The 19,373-nt window shown below is 68.6% G+C and carries 20 protein-coding genes and 1 pseudogene; 14 read left to right on the top strand and 7 right to left on the bottom strand.

Features of this window, described 5'->3' with window-relative positions; translation table 11 throughout:
- Window positions 1–38 precede the first annotated feature (38 nt).
- From BLU81_RS12760 to BLU81_RS12740, 5 genes are read right to left on the bottom strand one after another with little or no spacing between them, the layout of a single operon-like run.
- The gene (locus tag BLU81_RS12760) at window positions 39–2,504 is read right to left on the bottom strand and encodes a type IV secretion system DNA-binding domain-containing protein (RefSeq protein ID WP_092544583.1); all 2,466 of its coding nucleotides are present in this window, start codon (window positions 2,502–2,504) and stop codon (window positions 39–41) included.
- Complete coding sequence (locus BLU81_RS12755; RefSeq protein WP_157752143.1) at window positions 2,501–4,207, bottom strand: VirB4 family type IV secretion system protein; 1,707 nt, start codon at window positions 4,205–4,207, stop codon at window positions 2,501–2,503. The genes BLU81_RS12760 and BLU81_RS12755 overlap by 4 nt, the downstream gene beginning before the upstream one ends.
- A 41-nt stretch (window positions 4,208–4,248) precedes the next feature.
- A complete protein-coding gene (locus tag BLU81_RS12750; RefSeq protein WP_092544579.1) occupies window positions 4,249–5,139 on the bottom strand; it encodes a PrgI family protein in 891 nt (296 codons plus the stop codon).
- Complete coding sequence (locus BLU81_RS12745; protein ID WP_092544577.1) at window positions 5,136–6,035, bottom strand: hypothetical protein; 900 nt, start codon at window positions 6,033–6,035, stop codon at window positions 5,136–5,138. Before BLU81_RS12745 ends, BLU81_RS12750 begins: the two co-directional genes overlap by 4 nt.
- 6 nt (window positions 6,036–6,041) lie before the next feature.
- Window positions 6,042–6,335: a pilin gene (locus tag BLU81_RS12740; RefSeq protein WP_092544575.1), complete on the bottom strand. Its 294-nt coding sequence runs from the start codon at window positions 6,333–6,335 to the stop codon at window positions 6,042–6,044.
- 310 nt (window positions 6,336–6,645) lie between these two features.
- Between BLU81_RS12740 and BLU81_RS12735 the strand changes: the two genes are divergently transcribed.
- The gene (locus tag BLU81_RS12735) at window positions 6,646–7,470 is read left to right on the top strand and encodes an NYN domain-containing protein (protein WP_231954465.1); all 825 of its coding nucleotides are present in this window, start codon (window positions 6,646–6,648) and stop codon (window positions 7,468–7,470) included.
- A 91-nt stretch (window positions 7,471–7,561) separates the two neighbouring features.
- On the opposite strand, the gene BLU81_RS12730 is transcribed toward BLU81_RS12735, so the two are convergent.
- A complete protein-coding gene (locus BLU81_RS12730; protein WP_092544573.1) occupies window positions 7,562–8,338 on the bottom strand; it encodes a hypothetical protein in 777 nt (258 codons plus the stop codon).
- A gap of 260 nt (window positions 8,339–8,598) precedes the next feature.
- On the opposite strand from BLU81_RS12730, the gene BLU81_RS12725 reads away from it, so the two are divergent.
- The 13 genes and pseudogenes from BLU81_RS12725 to BLU81_RS12670 all read left to right on the top strand — a co-directional run bounded on the left by BLU81_RS12725 (window position 8,599) and on the right by BLU81_RS12670 (window position 17,896).
- Entirely contained in the window at window positions 8,599–9,162 is a 564-nt protein-coding gene (locus tag BLU81_RS12725) for a hypothetical protein (RefSeq protein WP_231954464.1), read from the top strand.
- Window positions 9,155–10,000, top strand: a complete 846-nt coding sequence (locus BLU81_RS12720) for a TRM11 family SAM-dependent methyltransferase (protein WP_092544571.1) — start codon at window positions 9,155–9,157, stop codon at window positions 9,998–10,000. Before BLU81_RS12725 ends, BLU81_RS12720 begins: the two co-directional genes overlap by 8 nt.
- Before the next feature lie 834 nt (window positions 10,001–10,834).
- Window positions 10,835–11,296, top strand: a complete 462-nt coding sequence (locus BLU81_RS12715; RefSeq protein WP_092544569.1) for a hypothetical protein — start codon at window positions 10,835–10,837, stop codon at window positions 11,294–11,296.
- Between the two features lie 108 nt (window positions 11,297–11,404).
- Complete coding sequence (locus BLU81_RS12710; protein WP_092544567.1) at window positions 11,405–12,025, top strand: RNA polymerase sigma factor; 621 nt, start codon at window positions 11,405–11,407, stop codon at window positions 12,023–12,025.
- 31 nt (window positions 12,026–12,056) lie between these two features.
- Complete coding sequence (locus tag BLU81_RS12705; protein WP_092544565.1) at window positions 12,057–12,479, top strand: hypothetical protein; 423 nt, start codon at window positions 12,057–12,059, stop codon at window positions 12,477–12,479.
- Window positions 12,472–13,068 (top strand): hypothetical protein, encoded by a 597-nt coding sequence (locus BLU81_RS12700; RefSeq protein ID WP_092544563.1) that lies wholly within the window; start codon window positions 12,472–12,474, stop codon window positions 13,066–13,068. The genes BLU81_RS12705 and BLU81_RS12700 overlap by 8 nt, the downstream gene beginning before the upstream one ends.
- 137 nt (window positions 13,069–13,205) lie before the next feature.
- The gene (locus BLU81_RS12695) at window positions 13,206–13,919 is read left to right on the top strand and encodes a GGDEF domain-containing protein (RefSeq protein ID WP_157751523.1); all 714 of its coding nucleotides are present in this window, start codon (window positions 13,206–13,208) and stop codon (window positions 13,917–13,919) included.
- On the top strand, window positions 13,916–15,208 hold the full coding sequence (locus BLU81_RS12690) for a hypothetical protein (protein WP_092544559.1): 1,293 nt from the start codon (window positions 13,916–13,918) through the stop codon (window positions 15,206–15,208). Before BLU81_RS12695 ends, BLU81_RS12690 begins: the two co-directional genes overlap by 4 nt.
- A 45-nt stretch (window positions 15,209–15,253) precedes the next feature.
- Window positions 15,254–15,790 (top strand): annotated as a pseudogene (locus tag BLU81_RS52060) (DUF4192 family protein); the annotation flags it as partial.
- Window positions 15,697–16,395 carry a DUF4192 family protein gene (locus BLU81_RS50565; RefSeq protein ID WP_092544557.1) on the top strand — a complete coding sequence of 233 codons (699 nt, stop codon included), beginning with the start codon at window positions 15,697–15,699 and terminating at the stop codon, window positions 16,393–16,395. The pseudogene BLU81_RS52060 and the gene BLU81_RS50565, both read left to right, overlap by 94 nt.
- Before the next feature lie 142 nt (window positions 16,396–16,537).
- On the top strand, window positions 16,538–16,741 hold the full coding sequence (locus BLU81_RS12675; RefSeq protein ID WP_092544555.1) for a hypothetical protein: 204 nt from the start codon (window positions 16,538–16,540) through the stop codon (window positions 16,739–16,741).
- A gap of 128 nt (window positions 16,742–16,869) precedes the next feature.
- Window positions 16,870–17,007: a hypothetical protein gene (locus tag BLU81_RS47990; RefSeq protein WP_157751520.1), complete on the top strand. Its 138-nt coding sequence runs from the start codon at window positions 16,870–16,872 to the stop codon at window positions 17,005–17,007.
- Between the two features lie 58 nt (window positions 17,008–17,065).
- The gene (locus BLU81_RS12670; protein ID WP_092556984.1) at window positions 17,066–17,896 is read left to right on the top strand and encodes an alpha/beta hydrolase; all 831 of its coding nucleotides are present in this window, start codon (window positions 17,066–17,068) and stop codon (window positions 17,894–17,896) included.
- Here BLU81_RS12670 and BLU81_RS47985 read toward each other — a convergent pair whose 3' ends face one another.
- Window positions 17,897–19,246 carry a hypothetical protein gene (locus tag BLU81_RS47985; RefSeq protein WP_157751519.1) on the bottom strand — a complete coding sequence of 450 codons (1,350 nt, stop codon included), beginning with the start codon at window positions 19,244–19,246 and terminating at the stop codon, window positions 17,897–17,899.
- Window positions 19,247–19,373 lie beyond the last annotated feature (127 nt).

The raw sequence follows: 19,373 nt of genomic DNA, 5'->3' as shown, positions 1-19,373 counted from the left end.
ATGCCGCACCCGGACGAGCCCCCGAACGCAGCCGGTTGTCAGCGGTCCCGGTCGGTCATACGCCGCTTCATCACCGTGCGAGCCAACTGCTGCATCGGCGGCTCCTCGCCGGCAGGCGTGTTCGCGGCGGCGCACGCCTGCCGGATCGCGGTCGGCTCCCCGTCCGCCGCAGCGGGCGGGTTGGTGACGAAGGTGAACGCCGGGAGCTCCCGGTTGTCCACCAGCACCCGGGCCACGGCGGTGAACACGTCAAGGTGGGCGAGGTCATGCTCGTCCACCTCGGGTTTGGTGTGCCGCGACAGCTCCCGCGCGTCGGCCGGGTCGACGTTGAAGATCGCCTTGGTGCGAGCGTTCGCGCTGATCGCCGCGGCGACGTCCTTCGGCAGCTGGGCGAGGTCCTGGTGGGCCATGACCAGGCCGAGCCGGTAGCCGCGCGCCTCGGCCAGCATGTCGCCGACCGAGCCCGGCAGGGTGAGGAAGTTCTGCACCTCGTCCACGTACAACGTGGCGTCCTTGCGCTGTTCCTCGGGCATCGCGGCGCGGGCGATGGCGGCCTGCCACACCCGGGCGACGATCAGCGAGCCGAGGATCCGGCTGGTCTCCTCACCGAGTTGCCCTTTCGGCAGCCGGCACAGCAGCACCCCACCGTCGAGGACCTTGCCCATGTCGAACGAGGAGTGGGCGTTGCCGATCACGTTCTTGACGAAATCCCGCAGCAGGAACGCCCTCAGTCGCGCGAGGACCGGCGCGATGACCTGGCCGCGGAACTGCTCGTTGATGCCGTCGTACCAGAGCCAGAACCCGCCGAGCCCGTCCGGGTCGTCGAGGCCCTGGGTGAACCGGCCGCGGAACTGCCGGTCCTGCAGCAGCGACGGCACCAGGCTCAGGGTCGGCTTGGCGTGCCGCATCAGGGTGAGGCACGCGACGCGCATGGTGTCGTCCATGCGCGGCCCCCACTGGCCCTGGAAGATCTTCGCGAAGATCCCGACCAGGTTGTCTACCGCGAGATGCGGATCGCCCTGGTCATCGAGGGGGTTGAAGCACGCCGGGTTCTCCTGGTCCGGGTCGATGATGTGGATGCGGCTGGCGTAGGAGGCCGGGAGCCGGTCGAGGATGTCGTTGATCAGGTCCCCGCGCGGGTCGATGACCACGGTCCCGCGCCCGGCCTTGATGTCGCCGAGGATCAGGTTCAGCAGCAGCGTGGACTTGCCGACGCCGGTCTTGCCGACGATGTGCATGTGCTGCCGCGAGTCGACTACCTTGAGCCCGACCTTGTGATGCCCGACCTGCGAGCGGCCCAACATCTTCACGCCCCGGCCACCGCTCGGGACCTGCACCGGCGCCGGCACCGCCTTGGCCCGAGCCCGATCTAAACCGGGAACCGCCACGTCCTGCGGCAGCGCGGCCAGCGCCGCGAGCTCCGGCACGGTGGCCAGGAACCCGCGCCGCAACCGGCGTCCGGCGAGCGTGGCGACTGGGTGCGGCATCTTCATCCGGCGCAGCCGGTTCGGGCCGGTGTACGCGGCGGCGGCCGACGCGATCGTGTGCCCGAGCCCGATCAGCCGCCGCCGGACCTCCTCGGCCCGTTGCGGCGTGGGCGGATTCTTGTCCGGCTGCGCGGCGACCGCGAACCGCACGGCGATCTCGAAGTGCGGCACCCGTACGGCCTTCTCGACCACAGTGCGCGCCTCGGCCCCGGCGACCGGGTCCCGGACCTCCGGTCGAGAGGCAGAGCGGGTAGTGGTAGCCGGCCGGGACGGCCCAGGAAGGAAGACCTCGAGCAACCACAGCAGCGGTTCGATCGCCAACCGGGCCGCACCTGCGGCGGCGCGGGTCGCCGGGTCGGGCCGCCCATGCGGGTGGTTGGTCGAGGTGGCTGCCGAGCGGCGGGCTGCCCGTACGCGGCGGGCCGATGCCGGGCGGGCCAGCACCTGCACGCACGCGTACTCACGGTGCCAGACCTCGGCCCCGGCCGACAACAGCGCCCGCAACGGGTCCGCGGCATGCTCCACACGCAGCGGCAGCACGTCGGCGTGCTGCGGCCAGTGCGCCCCACCCGCCTGCTCACCCACCGTCGCCGGGATCGGCGCGCCCGCGTCCCCGACGGTGATCGTGGCGGCGGGCCAGGCCGCGCGGACGGCGGCCTCGACCGCTCCGGGCGGCACCGTCCCGGGCACCCACACCCGGATCGCCAGAGCGCGGCCGGTCCACGTGTACTCCCACCCGACGTGCGGGTAGCCGTAGATCCTGCGCCGCCACACCGACGGCGTGAGCACGCCGACCAGGGTGCTCCAGAACGCGGCGGCGGCCTCGGCTGTCACCTCCGGTGGGGCGGCGATCGTCACCCACCGGGCACCGGTGACGAAGCGGCGGTGCCGCCAGGCGAGGAGCTGGTCGTTGCCGATCACCCCGGCCACGATCAGGGCGGCGGCTACGAGCCCGAGCCACGGCCGGGCGATCACCAAATGTGCGAGGTCAGTGGGCCAGGTCGGGGCGGTGGTCATGCGCCCACCTCCCCAATTCCGGTTACGGCGATCTTGTGTTCGGCCGCCGATCCGACGCTGCGAAAGCCGATCCGCGACCGGCCAGCCACGAGCAGGCCTTCCCCACGCGAGGCCGCGAGGAGCATCCGGGCTTCTCCGGCGGTCAGACCGAATGCCTCGGCGACCGCGTCGATCGACTGGGTGGATTGGCGCATCAGCACCTGGGTGGCGGCGTTGGAGACAACGGCCAGGCCAAGATCGGTCGACAGTACGTCGGCGGCGTCCTGGGTGATCACGCACAGCCCGGCGAGGCGTTTACGGGCGGCCTTGGACATCCGGAACAGGAACCGTGCGCCTTCGCCGTCGCGCATCAGTAGCCAAGCTTCGTCGACCACGACGAGTTGACGGCGCCGGCGTCCGTTGAGGGCCGGAGCGTCGATGCTCGACCAGATCGCGTCCAACGCCAACAACGTGCCGACGGTACGTAGCTCGTCAGACAGGTGCCGCAGCGACCATACGACGAGGTGACCGCCGGGGGTTGTGGTGGTCGAGCCGTTGAACAGGCCGGCGAAGTTCCCGACCGTCCACGGCGCGAGCCGGGCCGCGAGCTGGGCGGCGGCCGGGTCGTCGTCGGCCGCGAGGACCTCGGCCAGGTCCCGCATCAGCGGTGCGGGTCTGCTCCAGGTGGCGGGATCGGTGTTGATCCCGGCCCGGTTGTAGGTGGTGGTGATGGCACGGTCCAGGGCTGCTCGTTCGGCCGGTGGTGGCGTCGCGCCGAGCATCACCGAGATCAGCGTGTGCAGGAACAGGCCCCGCCGGGTCAGCGTGTCGGGCCGGTCGTCGTCCGGCAGGTCGAGGGGGTTGACCCGTACCCCGGGTACGCCGAGTTGCACGACCGTGCCGCCGACGTGTTCCGCGAGCGGCGTGTACTCGTCTTCCGGGTCGATGACCGACACGGTGGTGCCCTGGTAAAGGTTGCGGAGGACTTCCAGCTTGACGAAGTACGACTTACCGGCGCCCGAGCGGGCCAGGACCACGCTGTTGTGGTTGTCCTGCGCCCACCGGTTCCACAGCAGGACGCCGTTGCTGGTGGTGTTCAGCCCGTAGAGCACGCCGTCCGGGGCGGCGACGGTGCCGGGGACCGGGGCGGCGAGGTCGGCCGAGGCGAGCGGGAACGCCGCCGCCAGGGCGGTGGTGTCGAGGATGCGCCGCATCCGCAGCGGGTCCACGCCGATCGGCAGGGTCGAGATCCAGCCCTGCTGGTGGCGGAACGTGGCCGGTTGCAAGTCCAACAACACGGACGCAGCAGCTGATTTCACCCCCGCCGTGACGGTGCGCAGCTCGTCCAGGTCGCGGGCGTGGATGGTGACGTAGATGCCCGTGTCGAACAGCTTCGCCGCGCCCCGGGCCACCCGCTCGGCCAGATCGGCGGCGTCGGCGGCTGCCGCGTCGGTCATCGGGTCGCCGAGGCCGCCTTTACCGGCGTCCAGGCGCCGCGACGATTCCAGCCGGGCGCGCTGGCGTTTGAGCATCGGCGCGGCCAGCTGCGGCGCGACCGGGCTGATGTGGACCGCGACATCGACCCGGCCTGGGTAGGACAGCAAGGGGTCCAACCATGCGGGGCCGACCTCGGCCGGGTAGCCGCACACTACGAACGTGGCGGCGTAGCCGTCCCCGACTCGTACATGTGCCGAGGCAACTGTCAGTGCGGCCGGGGACGGCATGTCCGCCCCGGCCGCGATGTTCTTGTTCGTCTTCAGCAGGTTCACGGGTTGCTCCGTACGGTGATTGGGGCGCCGGGCACCGCACGCGGACCCGGCGCGGGAGGAGAGAAAGGATCGACGGCGGCGGCCAATGCCGAGGCGACGGCCGGCCCGTCCAGCGCGGCGGCTTCGACACCGAGGCCGGACAGAGCGCGTACCGCGGCATCGGCCGCGTGCTCGCCGGTGACAACGGCCAGAACCTGGCGCCGCAGCGGATCCCGCTCGGCGTCGAGATCGAGCAGGAATCCGGCGTAGTCGTCGGCGGCGGTCTGCAACGCAGGGTGCGGCAGGCGCGGCGCGACGTCGGCGGTCGCCCGCGCATACACGCTCAGGTCATGCCGCTGCGCGGCGACGAGCAACTGCGCCGGGCCGGTCAGGGAGTTGAGGAACCGGCCGAACCCGTCCAACAAAGCGGCCTGCTCGCCGCCGGTGCGCAGGTGGATACTCGTGGTGCCGCAGGCGATCAGGACCTTGCTGGTGCCTTCGCTGGTGAGCACCCCGGCAGGATTGATGCTCATGACCGGAGACCGCAACGGCGCCGGGATGCTCGGCTTGCCAGCCACGACGGCGACCGAGCTGGCCCGCGCCGTGCCGGGCACGAGAGTGCGCGGGCTGCGCGACAACGCGAAACCGTGCTTGAGCCACACGTCCAACGGAAGACCGTCGCGGCGGCCGATCGCTATGACGACTGCGACAGCGAACACGACGATCCCTGCGGCGATCCACGCCGCAGGCGGCAGGAACGGGCCGTAGGTGCGATAGGCGCCGAACCCGGCCAGGGCAGGGCCGCCGATGATGACGAGTTGCCGGAAGGTCAGCCCGAAGGCGATGCGGTCCGGTTCGGAGACGTTCGCTGGTACCACTGCGCGCGGCGTGGTGTCCTCGTTGGTCATCGGACACCCCGCAGCAGCGGTATGCGGCGGGCGATGCCTTGCACGACGATGGCGCGCAGCAGGAACCCGCCGATGTTGGGTGAGCCCTTACCACCTGTCACGTACCGGCCCAGCAGGGCCGGGATCTTCATCGTGAGCCAGAGCATCACGACGACCAGCATCAGGTTCAACGTGTCCGAGGCGGGCACGCCCAAGACGATCGGCAGGTTCGCGTCCGGGTTGATCACCATGTCGATGCCGTTGGTGAACGCGACGGCTTGCAGTGACGGGGTGGCCAAGCAGCCCAGCAGGGAGCGCCACCACAGGTCGGCGGCACCCTGCGACCACGGGGTGGCGTAACAGGCCAGCGCCACCGGCGCGAGCCCGGCCAGAACGAGCAGCACGCCGACGCGCACGAACCAGCTCCCGATGAGCATGGCCATCAACACGACGATCAGCAGCGCGATGATCGCGATCAGCAGCGTGTTGCCGTCGTCGCTGATCGCGGCGGCGATACGCGCCTTCACGAAGGTGACCGTCTCGGTAGTGGGCGCCGTGGTACCGGTCATGGAGACCGTCAGCGCGTTGGCGATGGCGATGATCTGGCTGGTCAGTGGTATCGAGAAGGCGGACAGCACGAAACCCACGACCAGGCGTGGGATCAGCTCCTTGATGCCGTAGCGCATCTGGACCGAGTCGCCGACCATGGTCGCGATGCCCACGGCGATGATGGCGAGAACGAAGCAGGAGTCGACGACCAGCGCGCTCTTGTCGGCGATCGACGTGACCTGCGGCAGGACGGTGACGTCCGGCGATACGAACAGTGTTGAGGCCAGCAGGGCCAGGAGCCCGCTGAGCAGGTCGACGACCTGCTCAGCGAGCCAGGTGACCAGGCCGTCCATCAGCCAGTCGGTCATGATCGGTCAGCCGCCGAGGATGCTTTGCAGCACATCGAGGACCACCGGGGACAACACGGCCAGCGCGTAGCCGATCAGAGCGGACTTGAAGTTGCCCTTGGCTTGCTCGACCTGGGCGGGGTCGCCTCCGGCGGCCATGTAGCGCAGGCCGCCGATGACCAGGAACATCGTCGCGACGACCGCGATGATGCCCATGATCCAGCCGGTGATGCCATCGATGACCTGCGGGATGGTCTTGGCCGCCGCCAGCGGCACGTCAGCTGCTGCGGCAAGGGACAGAAGGGTGAGACTGGTGTGCATCGCGAGGCTCCACAGGAGTTCTGCGGGGCCGCCGCGATGGGGACCGGGGCGAAGGTCGAGACTGATCCGGTGGGGCGCTCCTCCTCGCGTCTCGCGAAGGGTGGCGGTGTCAGCGCGCCGCGCCAGCCCTGCCGGACCATCAGGGCCTCGCCGCTTCGATGGTCCCCACCGGGCGGGCATGCCGTGGATGACATGCACCACCCAGATCCGCGATGTCAGGTCGATCGAACTCGTGCCACTCCTGTCACGACCTGACCCGATCGGTCGAACCGGGTAGCCATCGGTGAGTGAACGAGACAGGCTCTCTTATATGGACGGTGAGAGGCTGGCTCAGGGATCGCTCGGCGGATGGATGCGGTCACAACGGCTGACGCGGTACTCGCCCGAGGCTCGGGTGGCGGTGTTCATCGACTTCGAGAACCTGGTCTGCGGCGCCGGCAAGGGCCTTCCTGGGCAGAGCGAGCCGATCCCCGCCAAGGCGCTGACGCACCTGTGCCGCGGGTTCTACGGCAACGCCTCCATTCGCAAGGCGTACGCCGACTGGGCCAACACCGGGTTCGGCCGCTACCAGCCAGCGTTGGCCAACAACGGCGTCGACCTCGTCCAGATCGCCCACCACGGCATCGCGGGGAAGAACGCCGCCGACATCCGCATGGCCGTCGACGCGATGGAAGTCCTCATCAGCCACCCCGACGTGGACGTGTTCATCCTGGTCACCGGCGACAGCGACTACTCGCCACTGGTTCACCGGCTACGCGAGTTCGGCAAACACGTCGTCGGCGTCGGCACGCAAGCCACCGCCAGCCAGCGACTGGTCTCGGTCTGCTCGGAGTACAAGTTCTGGGGCACCGTCGTCGCCGAGGTGGAACCGGCCGCCAGACCCGCCGTGACCGCCGTCTTCGACATCGCGGCAGCCGAAGCCCTGCTGGTGCGCGCCTTCGAGCAAATCCCTACCGACACTCCCACCGCCGGCACCGTCAAGAACAAGATGCTCGTGCTGGACCCGTCGTTCGACCAGGCCAACTACGGCTGCCGTAACTTTCGCGACTTCCTCAGCCGCCTGCCGCACCGGGTCGCCGCCGTAGGGCGTTCCGGCAGCGACATCACCGTGCGTCTGATCACCGCACCAGCGTGAGCGGACGCGCGACGACGGTCCGCTGAAACGGATCGAGGCCGCGCCGAGCATCTGCTCGGTGCGGCCTCGATCCGGTGATGTCGGAAGCGCCTCACGCTGCCGTCGGGCTGGCGCTGCGGTCGCTCGGGGCGAAGGGTCCGGACAGGTCGCCGCGCCTGACTGCGGCCGCGACGACTCGTTCGGCGCGGCGGCGCCGCATCCGCAGCGCTGGGGCCGTGATGCCTTGCTCGGCGGCGAGTTGTTCGATCAGGGCGTCACCGAAGCGGGTGGCGCTGATCAGTTCGGCGGCTTCGTCGCTGATCATGCCGGCGGCGGCGGCCCGGCCGAGCAACAGATCCGGGTGCCCGTAGGGCATGCGCGGGGTGCGGGAGCCGGTGGACAGATCCAGCGGTAGCTCCTCGTCTTCCTGGTCCTTGATGACGGTGGCTCCGGCGCGCCAAGCCGTCCAGCACATCCGCAGCCACAGCCGCGGCTTGTCTAGGTCTGTGTTGCGCAGCGCCTCCAGGAACCCGGCCAGGACTTCGGAGTCGACGTCGTCGGCGAGCCTGGGCCGCCCGTGACTGATCTTCGCCGCGAGGTGGGTCAGGGCGGGCAGCGCGACGCCGATCGCGCCGACGACCCAGGCCGGTCCCCATTCGCGGGCGTGGCGGGCGAGTTGGCGCCACAGGATGTCGGTGGTGTCGCTGTCGTACCGCTCGTACACCAGCAGGGTGCGCAGCCGGTCCAGCGGCATCGTCGTGTTCGGCATCCCCGGCACGGGCCGGGCGTCGAACACTAGCGGAGCCGGTTCGCAGGTCAGCAGCGCGAACGCCTTCTCCGCGCTGGTCAAAGCGGTGTTGGCATTCCGGGGGCGGCGTGTCGTAGCCATGATCGGTCTCCTCGGTCGGGGGCGTGTCGCGGGATGCGAACGGCTCCGAGGCACCGATTGGGACAGCCCGGTCTGACACCAGAAGCGATTGTCAGATCGAGACAGGTCGCGACCGGTCGGGACAGATCCGACGCCCGCCGGGCGGCTGTCAGGTCGCTGGGGTGACCGATGCTGACAGGACACGGCCGAGTTCGATCGGCCTGACAAACAGGACCTGTGCATCGTCAGCGCGCCCGCCGGTCCGGGGGCCAACGAAGCCCATGACCGAGAGAAAACACCGTCAGGCGCCGGTTCCCGTCGGGGACGTGGTGTCCGGCGACCCGCCCGTGCCGATCACGTTCTGGCCGGTTCCCGCTCCCGTTCCGGGCGAGACCATGTCTAACGCGATGGGCGTACGGCTCGTGCACAACCTCACCCACCCGACTGACCTGATCACCGACCTCACCGCCGGGCCGCAGTTGGCCCGCGCGATCATCGCCGCCCGGCGTCGCAGCCACCTGCAGAACACCCGGACGGTCGGCTGGGACTGGCACACCGCGACCCTGATCGTCACCGGCTGGCCCTCGAGCGACCCGAGGGAGTTCTTCGCCCGGTGCCGTACCAGTCTGCTGCCGGGCGGCTGCGTGGCCGTCCTGCTGCCGCACGGCGACGTGGTTCTTCCGGTCGATGTCATCACCGCGGCGAAGAAGGCCGGGCTGGCGTACCTGCAGCACATCGTGGCGGCGGGCCGGCCGCTGCGACGAGGGAATCAGACCCAGCTCGATATCCACACCGACGTGCTGATCATGACCCACAGTGCGGAGAACGGAGGCAGCGATGGCTGACGCCACTCTGCCGGTCACCTCGGTCTGGCTGACCTGCCAGCAACCGGCACGTGACCAGCGCCGGGGCCGCTACATTCCGGCAACCTCGACCCACCCAGGCAAGATGCTGCCGCACCTGGCCGCCCACGCGATCAGCTCATTCACTGCGCCCGGTGATCTGGTGTTCGACCCGATGGCCGGGTCCGGCACCACACTGGTCGAGGCCATGCATCTGGGCCGTGACGCGATCGGCATCGACATCGAGCCCCGATTCACCGCGATGGCCGAGCAGAACATCACTCTGGCCGCGTCGCAGGGCGCGGCCGGCACCGCGAAGGTCATCACCGGGGACGCCACCGGATTGCTCGATCTGGTCCCGGCGTCCGCGGTCGGTCAGGTGGGACTCGTGCTCACCTCGCCGCCGTACGGGCGCGGGACTCACGGGCTGGTGCGGGCGGACAGTACCGGGGTACGCAAGCGGGACCATCTGTACGGGGACCGGGAACGCGGGAACCTCGCCTATGCGGGATGGTCCCGCTTGCTCGACGGATTCGCCACGATCCTGGCCGCCTCGTATCAACTGCTGCGTCCCGGCGGGACCGTGGTGATCACCTGCCGACCGGTACGCCGCCAGCGGGACAACCTGATCGACCTGCCCGGCGAACTGCTCGCGGTCGCCCAGTCGGTCGGACTGGTCCCGGTGCAGCGATGCGCGGCGATGCTCGCCGCCGTCCGTGACGGGCAGATCGTGCACCGCGCCTCCATGTTTGGGCTGATGGCCGTGCGCCGAGCCCGTGCCGAAGGCGTCCCCGTCCACCTCATCGCGCATGAGGACGTCTTGGTCCTGCGACGCTGTTAAAAACTCCTGAAGTTCCGTAGCAACCCAATGGGTTCGTCCGGCCAATCCTGGGGTCCATGCAGGTCAGGCACTGTTTATCGGAGCAATCCTCGTCATCGTTGACCGGCCTGACACGGCTTCGGGGCGGGCGTTCGGGAATGCGTCGCCATCATCCGGGGTCGTCGGGCTGTTGCTGGCCGCCGTGCCCGACCTGACAGGTCCGCACGGCGGTGCAGCCGGAACCTGACAGGTGCCACCCGGTCAGAACCGGGAACCTGACAGGTGCCACCCGGCGCTGTCCTGCCTGCCGTTTGCTGCCCCGTGTCAGGGGCCCGGTCTCACCGATCACTGGCCGACAACGGGTGACCGTTGAGGCCGCCCGCCTCGTCCCGGCGGAGCGGTACTCGACCAGACCGGCCGCCGTCGAGCGAGTCCCGGCGGCGGGTCCCGCTCCGCCTCGGCGACCGAAGCGGGACCCGCCGGCTGGAGGAGTCCCGTCGAGCGGGACTTCGCCGATGTCCCGCACAGTCCCGCTCGATCGAGGGGACCTGACCGGGACTGCGGGACTGCCCGGCTGACAGGTTTTGACAGACCTGCCGGTCTGACAGCCGAGCACCGGGACCGCCGGTCCCTCGTACGCTGAAGGTTCTCCTTTTCTTTCTGTGTCCCGATCCCTTGCCCCGCGCGACGGCATCGCGCCCACCATCACGGTCGGCCGCCGCCGCCAGCCTCGGATCTGGCACCCATCTGCTGACGCCCTCCGCTGACACGGCCAGGGCGCGGTAGCGCACACCCAAATTTCCAGCAGCGGCCATCACCCGATGGCCGCCTTCCTGCTGTCCGGAGGAGGACGACATGCTCAAACCCGCCTGGTACCTGCCTGGTGCCGACTGGTACGCGCAGGTCCCCGATCGTCCCGGGATCGACGATGACGGCCAAGACGTCGTGAACATGCTCGCTCAGATGCTCGGCGATGATCCGCGCCTGGATCCGCCGGTCACCGTCGCGATGACCTACATCATCCTGCTCGCGGTGGAACACCTCGGCGACATCATGACCCACGCCGCCGAACTGCACGACCTCGCCGAACTGGCCCGACTGGTGTGCGGCCTCAACCTGATTCAGGCGTACCTGACCCAGACCATCCAGCGCATCGCCGCGAACACCGATGCCCGTGCCTTCCCCGGCTCCGTCGATGCACCAGCCGCAGCGCTGCGAGCCATTATCGACAGCCTCAGTGCCGCCGGCGCCAACAGCGAGCTGGTCGCGGGACACCTCAAAGAGGCGCACCTGCGGCTGTACGGACTCACGTATTAGCTGATTCCCTCTTCGGCCGTGCCCGGCCGACCGCGCGAATCCCGCGCACTCTTCCGGGCACGGCCGATCTGGCGTGCCCGGATTCCACCTGATGGATGGAGGAATCCCATGCCGTACCCCGACCTCGGTACGCCACGCCACCGCCCCGCCGTGCCTGCGCCCCGCCGGCGTCCGGACGTCGCCCCGCAGGTTCTCGCGCTGCTAGACCGCGCCCAGCACGGCGACCGCGACGCCTTCGCACAGCTTTACCTCACCTTCCGCGAACCGGTCACCCGGTATGTGGCCGTGCGCCTGCGAGGCCGCGACCGCGACGCGATCCCCGACCTCGTGCAGGAGACGTTCACCGGAGCCCTGGCGGACCTGAACACCGCGCTGCTCGACGTACGCGGCTGGTTCATCTGGCACGCCGCGAAGGCGTGCAACCAGCACGACTGGTCCCGCCGCCGCTACGTCCGCGCCGCGTACGTCGTCCGCGACCACGAGCCCGCGCCCACCGCCCCGGCCGTCGCCGCGCCGCCTGACCGGCTCGGGCGGATCACCTTCGCCCACGCGATGGCGAGGCTGACCGCCGCCCAGCGCCGCGCGATCCAGCTGCGCTATTTGGACGGCTACCCCCGCGACGACACCGCCCGGCTCATGGATCGCAGCACCCAAGCCGTCCGCGACCTGGAACGACGCGGCCTGCGCCACCTCCAAGCAGCCCTCACCACTGCGCCGGTCCCGGCATGAATCCCGTTCAGACACCAGCGAAAGGCCGATCATGACGCTGTTCTACATCGCCGTCTACCACAACACCGACAGCCGCTTCTTCCCGTACGAGCCCGGCCACACCCTCACCAAGGTCATCTCCCACTGGCGGGACCTGCCCGCCGAGACCAGCCCGGAGGACATCGCCGACTGGGCGTTCGCCCTGTTCAACGCCGACCTCGACACGCTGCAAGACCGCCGCGGATACCCCGGCGGCGGCGAGCTGGACTTCCTGCTCGCCTGCACCTACCGGCTACTGAAACTGCGCTCGCTATCGGCCGGCGACGTCCTCGGGATCACCACCGAGCAGACCACCATCTTCCTGGCGTGCGAGTTCGCCGGTTGGCGACGCATCGACAGTCCGGACAACCGCACCGGCCAGGCACTGACCGCCGACACCATCTACCAGCACCTGCGTCGGAGCCACCATGGGTGAGCATCCCTGCCATCAGCACCGGCCGGGCGAGCACACCGACGCATGCCTGACCGGCGACTGCGGGTTCTGCGGCACCGGCCTCCACGACGTCGCCTCCGGCGAATGCCGCGCCTGCCTCCGGATCGTCTGCGAACACTGCGACGGCGGATACCAGGCCGACCTCGGCCCGATCTGCCAGCCCTGCGCGCCGTCCGCGCCCGTCAGCTCGGCCACCGGGGATCTCGTGGAGTACCGGCTGTGCGTGTTCGAGTTCGACCTGTCCTGCGGCCACACGGTCTTCGTCGCCCTGACCGGCTGGTACCCCGTCACGGTGGCCTGCTGCAACCGGCTCGGCGGCACCATCCTGCGCGGCGACTACCACCCGCTGGACTCTGACATCGACTACGTCAGGGGCGTGTACGAGCGCTACGAACTGCGCCCCCAGGGGACTCCGCCCGGCTCCACACACGTGATCGGCCGGCGGCCCCGCACCGACGAGCCACGCCCGCCCGACCGGACCGGCCTGAAGGGCTCCGCCGGGCGATACCCGGCTCGTGTCGGCGCCACCGTCAGTTGGGACGGCTCGATCGCGACGCCCGAGACCACCTGACCCGGGCCGCCGTACACGGCGCCCGAAGCACCAAATACGGCCCGCCAGAAGGCGGGCCGTCGTCGTATCCGGAACCCGGGACGCCTCGCCTGGAAAACGCGCGTCCCGGGTTTCTCCACCAGAAATGGAGGAACCCAGTGTTCACCACACCCCTCGTGATCGCCACCCTCGTGGCCGTCACGCTCGGAGCCGTCATCGGCTTCCTGACCGGCCGCCGGGCAACCCGGCTGATCATCGCCCGGCTGCGTGACGACCTGGCCGACAAGGTTTGGCAGCTCACCCATGACCCGCTCACCGGGCTGAACAACCGCAGCGGCCTCCGCGCCATCCACACCGCCATCGCCGCATCCGAGCCCCGGCAGATCGTCACCGTGCTCATCGACCTCGACCTGTTCAAAGAAGTCAACGACGCGTACGGCCACGACGCCGGAGACGACCTGCTCAAGGCGGCCGCCGTCCGGATTACCCGGCTCGCCGCCCTCTACAGCGGGCACGCCGCGCGGCTGGCCGGCGATGAGTTCGCCGTCATCGCGCCGCTGGACGCCACCCGGCTCGCTCACATGGCCCTGCTGTTCACCAACGTGATCGCCGAACCGGTCGAGGTTCGCACCGACGACGGGCCCGCCCTCGTCACGGTTACCGCGAGCCTCGGCATCGCCGTCGCCTCCAGCACCGACCTGCTCGAAGGCGTTGCCCTGCACCACGCCGACCTGGCCATGTACCACGCCAAACAGCAAGGCGGGAACCAGTACGTCCTCTACCGGGCCGGCATGACGATGCCCACCCGCCCGCCGCGCCGCGGACCCCGCCTGCGCGACCAGCGTCGCACCCCGAACGGCGGCGGAGCATGAACCTCGCCAACCTGATGGCCTGTGCCCTCTGCCGCGAAGCCCTGACCGAACACCACGACGGTGAACACGTCAGCTACCGGCACCCGGTCGCCGAGAAGGACCACCCGGTCACGCCCATCAGCGCCACCCTGCTGCGCGATGTCTTCCACCGCTGCCACACCTGCTCCACTGGCCTGCCGGTCTGGGACTACCGGACCGGGCTCATCCAACTCCTGGCCGTCGACGCCGGTGTCGTGCAGACCTACAACGACCACTGGCAGATCTGCTACCCGTGCGCCCAGCTCATCGAGGCCGACGACATCGACGCTCTCACCGCACGGTGCGCGGGCCTGGTCGGATGGCGTCCCGGCAGCATCGAGTACACCCAACTCCACCTGCTGCACCGCGGCATCGTCCTCGGCCGCGAAGACCGGACCCTGCTGGCCACCACGCCGTGGCCACCGGCCCGGATCACCGCCGACATGCTGCCGAAGATCCGTGACCGGTTCACCGGGCTGCTCCGCGGCAGCGTGCGGCTACCCGGCCCGATCAACGAGCCGAGCCGCCGGCGGCACCTGGCCGACCAACTCGACGTCGCACCGATGTACTGGGTCAACGACGAGTTCACCGGCCTGGTCACCGCGGTCAGCACCGACCAGCCCACCGCCCGACTCACCGACGACCTCGCACCCACCCCGGACGGCCTGATCGTCTGGTCCGAACCGGTCGGCACCAGGGAGGAACTCGCCGCCGTCTCCTGGACCCAGAGCACCGACGGCTGGCAGCTCATCGGCTACCGCAGCATCGGCACCGCCGTCCCCGACACCCTGATGCCGCAGCTGCGGCACGAGATCGGCTGGCTGCTGCCCATCCACGCCGAACACCTCACCCGCCGGGCCGCCATCGACGGTGATCACCCGCTCAGCCCAATGGTGACCACCTGGCTGCTGATCCATCAGCAGATGGCCGACACCGTGGCGACGAAACTGCCCAACGGCACGATCCGCGCCTACCAGCGCAGCCGACGCCCGGCACCCGAGGTCAAGACCGTACGGATCAAACCCCGTACCACCACTATGGCGCAACCGGATCAGAGGCGGGGCGGCTCGCGGACGCGGGCCAAGCCCGACCACCGGTTCTGGGTCTCCGGTCATGAACGTCAACAGGCGTATGGCCCCGGCCGAAGCCTGCGCCGTCCCATCGACGTCCAGCCTTTCCTCAAGGGCGACGAGAACCTGCCCATCAAGTTGAGCACCACCGTCCGCATCCTGCGCGGACGGCCTGACACCGGAAACCGCTCACCAGAGTGATCCGGCACGTGGCGGGTGAGGCCGAGCCTCACCCGCCACGGCGCCATGGACCCGGTTCATGACGGTGTCTCGCCCCGCCGGAGCGCGCATCGCGCGACTCACGGGGCCGGCCGGTCCCAATGCGCCCGGCGCCGCATCAGCAGTGCTACCAGAATCTTGCCAAGGAGCCTCTTCATGTATGACGCCCTACCCGAACTACGGATCCGCAACGACGTCGACCTCGTCGCTGTCGCGCCCTACCTGCTCGGATTCCAGCCCGGCGACGGCAGCATCGTCGTCATCGCCTTCGCCGACAACCTCGTCGTACTCGGCGCACGCCTGGAACTCCCCGGCCCGGACGACCCCGCCGCGGCGTTGATCGAAATGAGTCACCACATCGCTGACGTCGCCCGCCGAGCCCACCCGAACCCCACGCTGGGTCTGATCGGCTACGGCCCAGCGGCCGACCTCGACCCGGCGTTGCACGCTGCCGCCGCCGTGTTCTCCCTCTGCGGACTGCCCGTGCGCCCGCTGCTACGCGTGACCGACAACCGCATCCTGCACCCCGGCTGCACCCACTCCGACTGCCCGCCGGACGGCATACCCTTCGATCCCTCGGCCTCGCCGGTCCCCGCCGAAGCCACGTACGCCGGGGTGGTCGCCCCCTGCCCAACCGGGACGCCAAGGCTGCCCTGCTCACACCGGACACCGCTGCCACCGGTGAAGCGATCCAGCAGGCGATCATCGAAGCCACCGCCCGTCTACAGATGCTGGGTGACGACCTCGACGAAGCCGGAGTATCGGCCATCGCCGAGGCTCTCCGCCAGCATGCCAACGGCATCTCACCCGACGAAGCCGAACTCGCCTGGCTCCTGGTCCTGCTCACGCACCCATCGGTATGCAACCGGGCCAGCGGGCGAACCGAACCGAACCAGCAACACCTCGCGTTCTGGATCGAAATCACCCGCCGAGCACCCGAACCGTTCGTCCTCGCCCCCGCCACGTTGCTCGCGTTCACCGCCTGGAGATTCGGCGACGGCATGATCGCCACCCTGGCTGCCGAACGCGCCCTGAACATCGACCCGGCCAACGAGACCGCCCTCGCCATCCTCTACGCAGTGAACGCGGGGATCAGTGCGGCAGAGATCGAGCGGTCGATCGACGACCAGAGCACCGCATCACGGAGGGAGGACGACCATGGCAAGTAGGCCACTCTGGTACCCGCCAGTCGCCATCACCGCCAGCACCTGGCTCCGCCAAGAAATACAACAAGTCCAACAGCACGCCGGATGCGACTTCGACGTCACCGGCTCCCTTCCGGACGGCCGTAAGAACGCTCGCCATCGCCCGATGATCATCATCGGTACGGACCTCGTCGGACGCGTCCGCAAGCCCTTCTACTGCGGCGGCATCGTCGTCGTGGCCGCACTCACCTCCGACGACCGACGCGCCATCGACCACGCCACCAGGATCAACGCAGCCCACATCGTCGCCCTTCCGCACGGACGACAGTGGCTGGCAGAGAAACTCCTACAGATCATGGACAGCCGGTAAATCGGGACCGCCCCATCTACTGGCCTACCTTGGCGGAGCGAGCCGTCACGGCTCGCTCCGCCGCCCCCGCTATCAGCCGCAACGCGCGAGAGGCGTGCTTTTTGTGCTTATGGGGAGCAACGGTCGCGATGATCCCGGCCTGGCGTGCCCGCGCCGGGGAGGAACTGGCGGGCTACGAACCGGTGGCACTGGCCCGCCTGGAACCGACGCTGGTTGACGACGATCGCCGCCCTGACGTCGGCACGTTGAGCGCAGGCCAACCGTGAGGCGTGGAACCGTTAAGCTACCGGCGAGGTGCGGATCCGGCTGGAGGGAACCCCGAGCATGACAGACGACGCCACGTCGGCCGCGACCACGCAAACGAGCTTTCGCAGTGCCGACGGCCTGCTTCTTCGCGGAACATTTGTCGCGCCGAGCGGACCGCCGCGGTCCTGCACCGTGTTGGTACACGGTGGAGGTGTGACCCGTGAAGAGGGCGGGTTCTTCGGTCGGCTCGCTGCGGGCCTGACTTCGGCTGGTGTGGCGTCGCTGCGCTTCGACTTTCGCGGCCACGGTGAAAGCGAAGGCAGACAGGAGGATCTCACGCTTTCCGGGGTCCTCAACGACATCCGTGCTGCTGTCGCGCATGCCCGCGAGCTATCTAATAGTGTTCCCGTTAATCTCTTAGGGGCCAGCTTCAGCGGCGGCATCTGTGCGTATTTCGCTGCCGAATTTCCGATGGAGATCGCTAGGCTCATCCTGATCAACCCGCTGGTCAATTACAAGAAGCGGTTTATTGACGATAAGCCCTACTGGAATAATGATCAGATCGCCGAGTCTGCGGGTCGTGAGTTGATTCAGGATGGGTTCTTGCCACACTCGACAACGTTCAAGCTTGGCCGTCCTCTGCTCAACGAGGTGTTCTATCTGCGCCCTGATCGAAAGTCGGGCGACATTCAGGCACCAACGCTGATCCTGCACGGGACCGGTGACACCTTCATTCCCGTGCAGAGTTCACGCGACTTCATAGCGAAGATCGCCGCACGCGCTGAGTTGATTGAGATCGAGGGTGCGCAGCACGGGATCGCCGTCCATGACGATCCGCAGTACCGGAATCCGCAGACGCAAATATGGCAGGCGAAGGCAATCGAGGACATTGCCGCCTGGAGCGCTTAGCTACACCGTTTCCATGAGTTGGGCGAACGAGGCAACTGCCGGCCGTTTCCACCAGGGATGCAGGTGAGCCCGTAACCGGGACAGTTCCTGCACGGTCCGCACCGATCCGGCCAGAGTGGCAGTGGAGAAGGCCGCGCAGCCGATGGATGCGGCTGCATCAGCCTGCTGGATGGATGCCATGTTCTGGGCCCGCAGTACGGAGAAGTACCCGAAGTCCCGCGCTGAGAAGATATCCGGTCTCAAGGTTGTCTCGTAGATCTCGGCAGCCTTCTCAGGACGACCGGACTCGCCATAGCAGATCGCGGTTTGCAGCTTGAACAATTCTCCATCGTAATGGGCTGCCAATGCGCCTTTATCTCCTGCGCCTTGTTCAAGGAGGTCACGTGCTCGTTTCAGCGTGTCATCGACCTTCTGTCGACTCGTCTGCATCATCGCCAGTCCACGCGCCTGCTGCTGAACCGCTTCCGCCATGATTCGCGCCGGTAATCGCCATGGCCCTTCCTGGGCTGCCTCGGCAAGTCCCAACATCCGGGCGGCGTCGCGATTGTCCCACGAAGCCTGACTCTTCTTGACCAAGATGTATCCGGGCATGGCGTAATCGGTTGCTTCCATGGCCCACTCCGATGCCCGGTCTCGCCAATAGTCTGCGGCGACGGGATTGCCCAGGTCGCGATACAGCCAACCGGCGAACTCTGACGCTTGGGCGCCGACGCGCATCAGGGGACGGCGCATGTCCCAATCGACTGATCGCGCTTTACGCTGCACGATCGAAATGATTCCGAGCACGGTCGGCAGAGCATAACGTGGACCATGAAGCCCATCGTCCCCTGCGCTTTCGGCAAGCTTGCCGGTCAGGAAGGCAACGAGCGCCTCGTCGCCATATTCGTGGCTGTCCCGGCCCACCGCCTCGATCCGGTCCAGATCATCGAGTATGAGCGCCGGCGCCACCGCGAGCCCGGTTCCGGCTGCCGCAACGTACTTGATCAGAGCACGACGGTCCACCCGCTCACTCGGCAAAGCGGCACGGCCGTTCTCATGATTCAGTAGCTCTGCTGCGGCTGTAGCCGCACGGGTCGACGACGGCCGACGGTTTCGGTAGAAACCAAGCTCAGCGTCAGTCCGTGCACCAGTGACGGCGCGAAGGCCATCCCTGCGCCGCCGCCGCGGCCAGCGGTACTCGCCGCGCTCATAGGCTCCGATGTCGTTCTCGTCGAGGTGATCTCTGGCTGCTTCGTGCTCCCACTGCCAAGCGTTGACCGCTTCCGCGAGTTCCTGCCGCGACATCGGCTGGCCGGAGCCGGTGGGCGAGAGGAGACGCAGACGGGCCTCGATCAGCTTGCCGTTCGGCATGGTGCCTGGTTTTTTGCGAGTAGTCACCAAAATCAGCCCTCGGCCGCGACTTGTCGAACTGCGCTTCTCGTCCAGACCTTGCGGTTGTTCCGGCGTCGCCGTTGTGTCGCAGTTGTGGTGGATCCGC

This window comes from Actinoplanes derwentensis (assembly GCF_900104725.1).
Taxonomy (GTDB): domain Bacteria; phylum Actinomycetota; class Actinomycetes; order Mycobacteriales; family Micromonosporaceae; genus Actinoplanes; species Actinoplanes derwentensis.
The sequence above is the reverse complement of the archived record's forward strand: the minus strand, read 5'-3'. Positions and strand labels throughout refer to the sequence as shown.

Coding starts and splice junctions, on each gene's coding strand:
- BLU81_RS12700 (WP_092544563.1), top strand. CDS start 12,472: ATGGGTGAGCATCCCTGCCATCAGCACCGGCCGGGCGAGCACACCGAC.
- BLU81_RS12725 (WP_231954464.1), top strand. CDS start 8,599: ATGACCGAGAGAAAACACCGTCAGGCGCCGGTTCCCGTCGGGGACGTG.
- BLU81_RS12755 (WP_157752143.1), bottom strand. CDS start 4,207: ATGCCGTCCCCGGCCGCACTGACAGTTGCCTCGGCACATGTACGAGTC.
- BLU81_RS12670 (WP_092556984.1), top strand. CDS start 17,066: ATGACAGACGACGCCACGTCGGCCGCGACCACGCAAACGAGCTTTCGC.
- BLU81_RS12675 (WP_092544555.1), top strand. CDS start 16,538: ATGATCATCATCGGTACGGACCTCGTCGGACGCGTCCGCAAGCCCTTC.
- BLU81_RS12710 (WP_092544567.1), top strand. CDS start 11,405: ATGCCGTACCCCGACCTCGGTACGCCACGCCACCGCCCCGCCGTGCCT.
- BLU81_RS47985 (WP_157751519.1), bottom strand. CDS start 19,246: ATGCCGAACGGCAAGCTGATCGAGGCCCGTCTGCGTCTCCTCTCGCCC.
- BLU81_RS12720 (WP_092544571.1), top strand. CDS start 9,155: ATGGCTGACGCCACTCTGCCGGTCACCTCGGTCTGGCTGACCTGCCAG.
- BLU81_RS12730 (WP_092544573.1), bottom strand. CDS start 8,338: ATGGCTACGACACGCCGCCCCCGGAATGCCAACACCGCTTTGACCAGC.
- BLU81_RS12740 (WP_092544575.1), bottom strand. CDS start 6,335: ATGCACACCAGTCTCACCCTTCTGTCCCTTGCCGCAGCAGCTGACGTG.
- BLU81_RS12715 (WP_092544569.1), top strand. CDS start 10,835: ATGCTCAAACCCGCCTGGTACCTGCCTGGTGCCGACTGGTACGCGCAG.
- BLU81_RS12690 (WP_092544559.1), top strand. CDS start 13,916: ATGAACCTCGCCAACCTGATGGCCTGTGCCCTCTGCCGCGAAGCCCTG.
- BLU81_RS12745 (WP_092544577.1), bottom strand. CDS start 6,035: ATGACCGACTGGCTGATGGACGGCCTGGTCACCTGGCTCGCTGAGCAG.
- BLU81_RS12760 (WP_092544583.1), bottom strand. CDS start 2,504: ATGACCACCGCCCCGACCTGGCCCACTGACCTCGCACATTTGGTGATC.
- BLU81_RS12705 (WP_092544565.1), top strand. CDS start 12,057: ATGACGCTGTTCTACATCGCCGTCTACCACAACACCGACAGCCGCTTC.
- BLU81_RS12735 (WP_231954465.1), top strand. CDS start 6,646: ATGGACGGTGAGAGGCTGGCTCAGGGATCGCTCGGCGGATGGATGCGG.
- BLU81_RS12750 (WP_092544579.1), bottom strand. CDS start 5,139: ATGACCAACGAGGACACCACGCCGCGCGCAGTGGTACCAGCGAACGTC.
- BLU81_RS47990 (WP_157751520.1), top strand. CDS start 16,870: ATGATCCCGGCCTGGCGTGCCCGCGCCGGGGAGGAACTGGCGGGCTAC.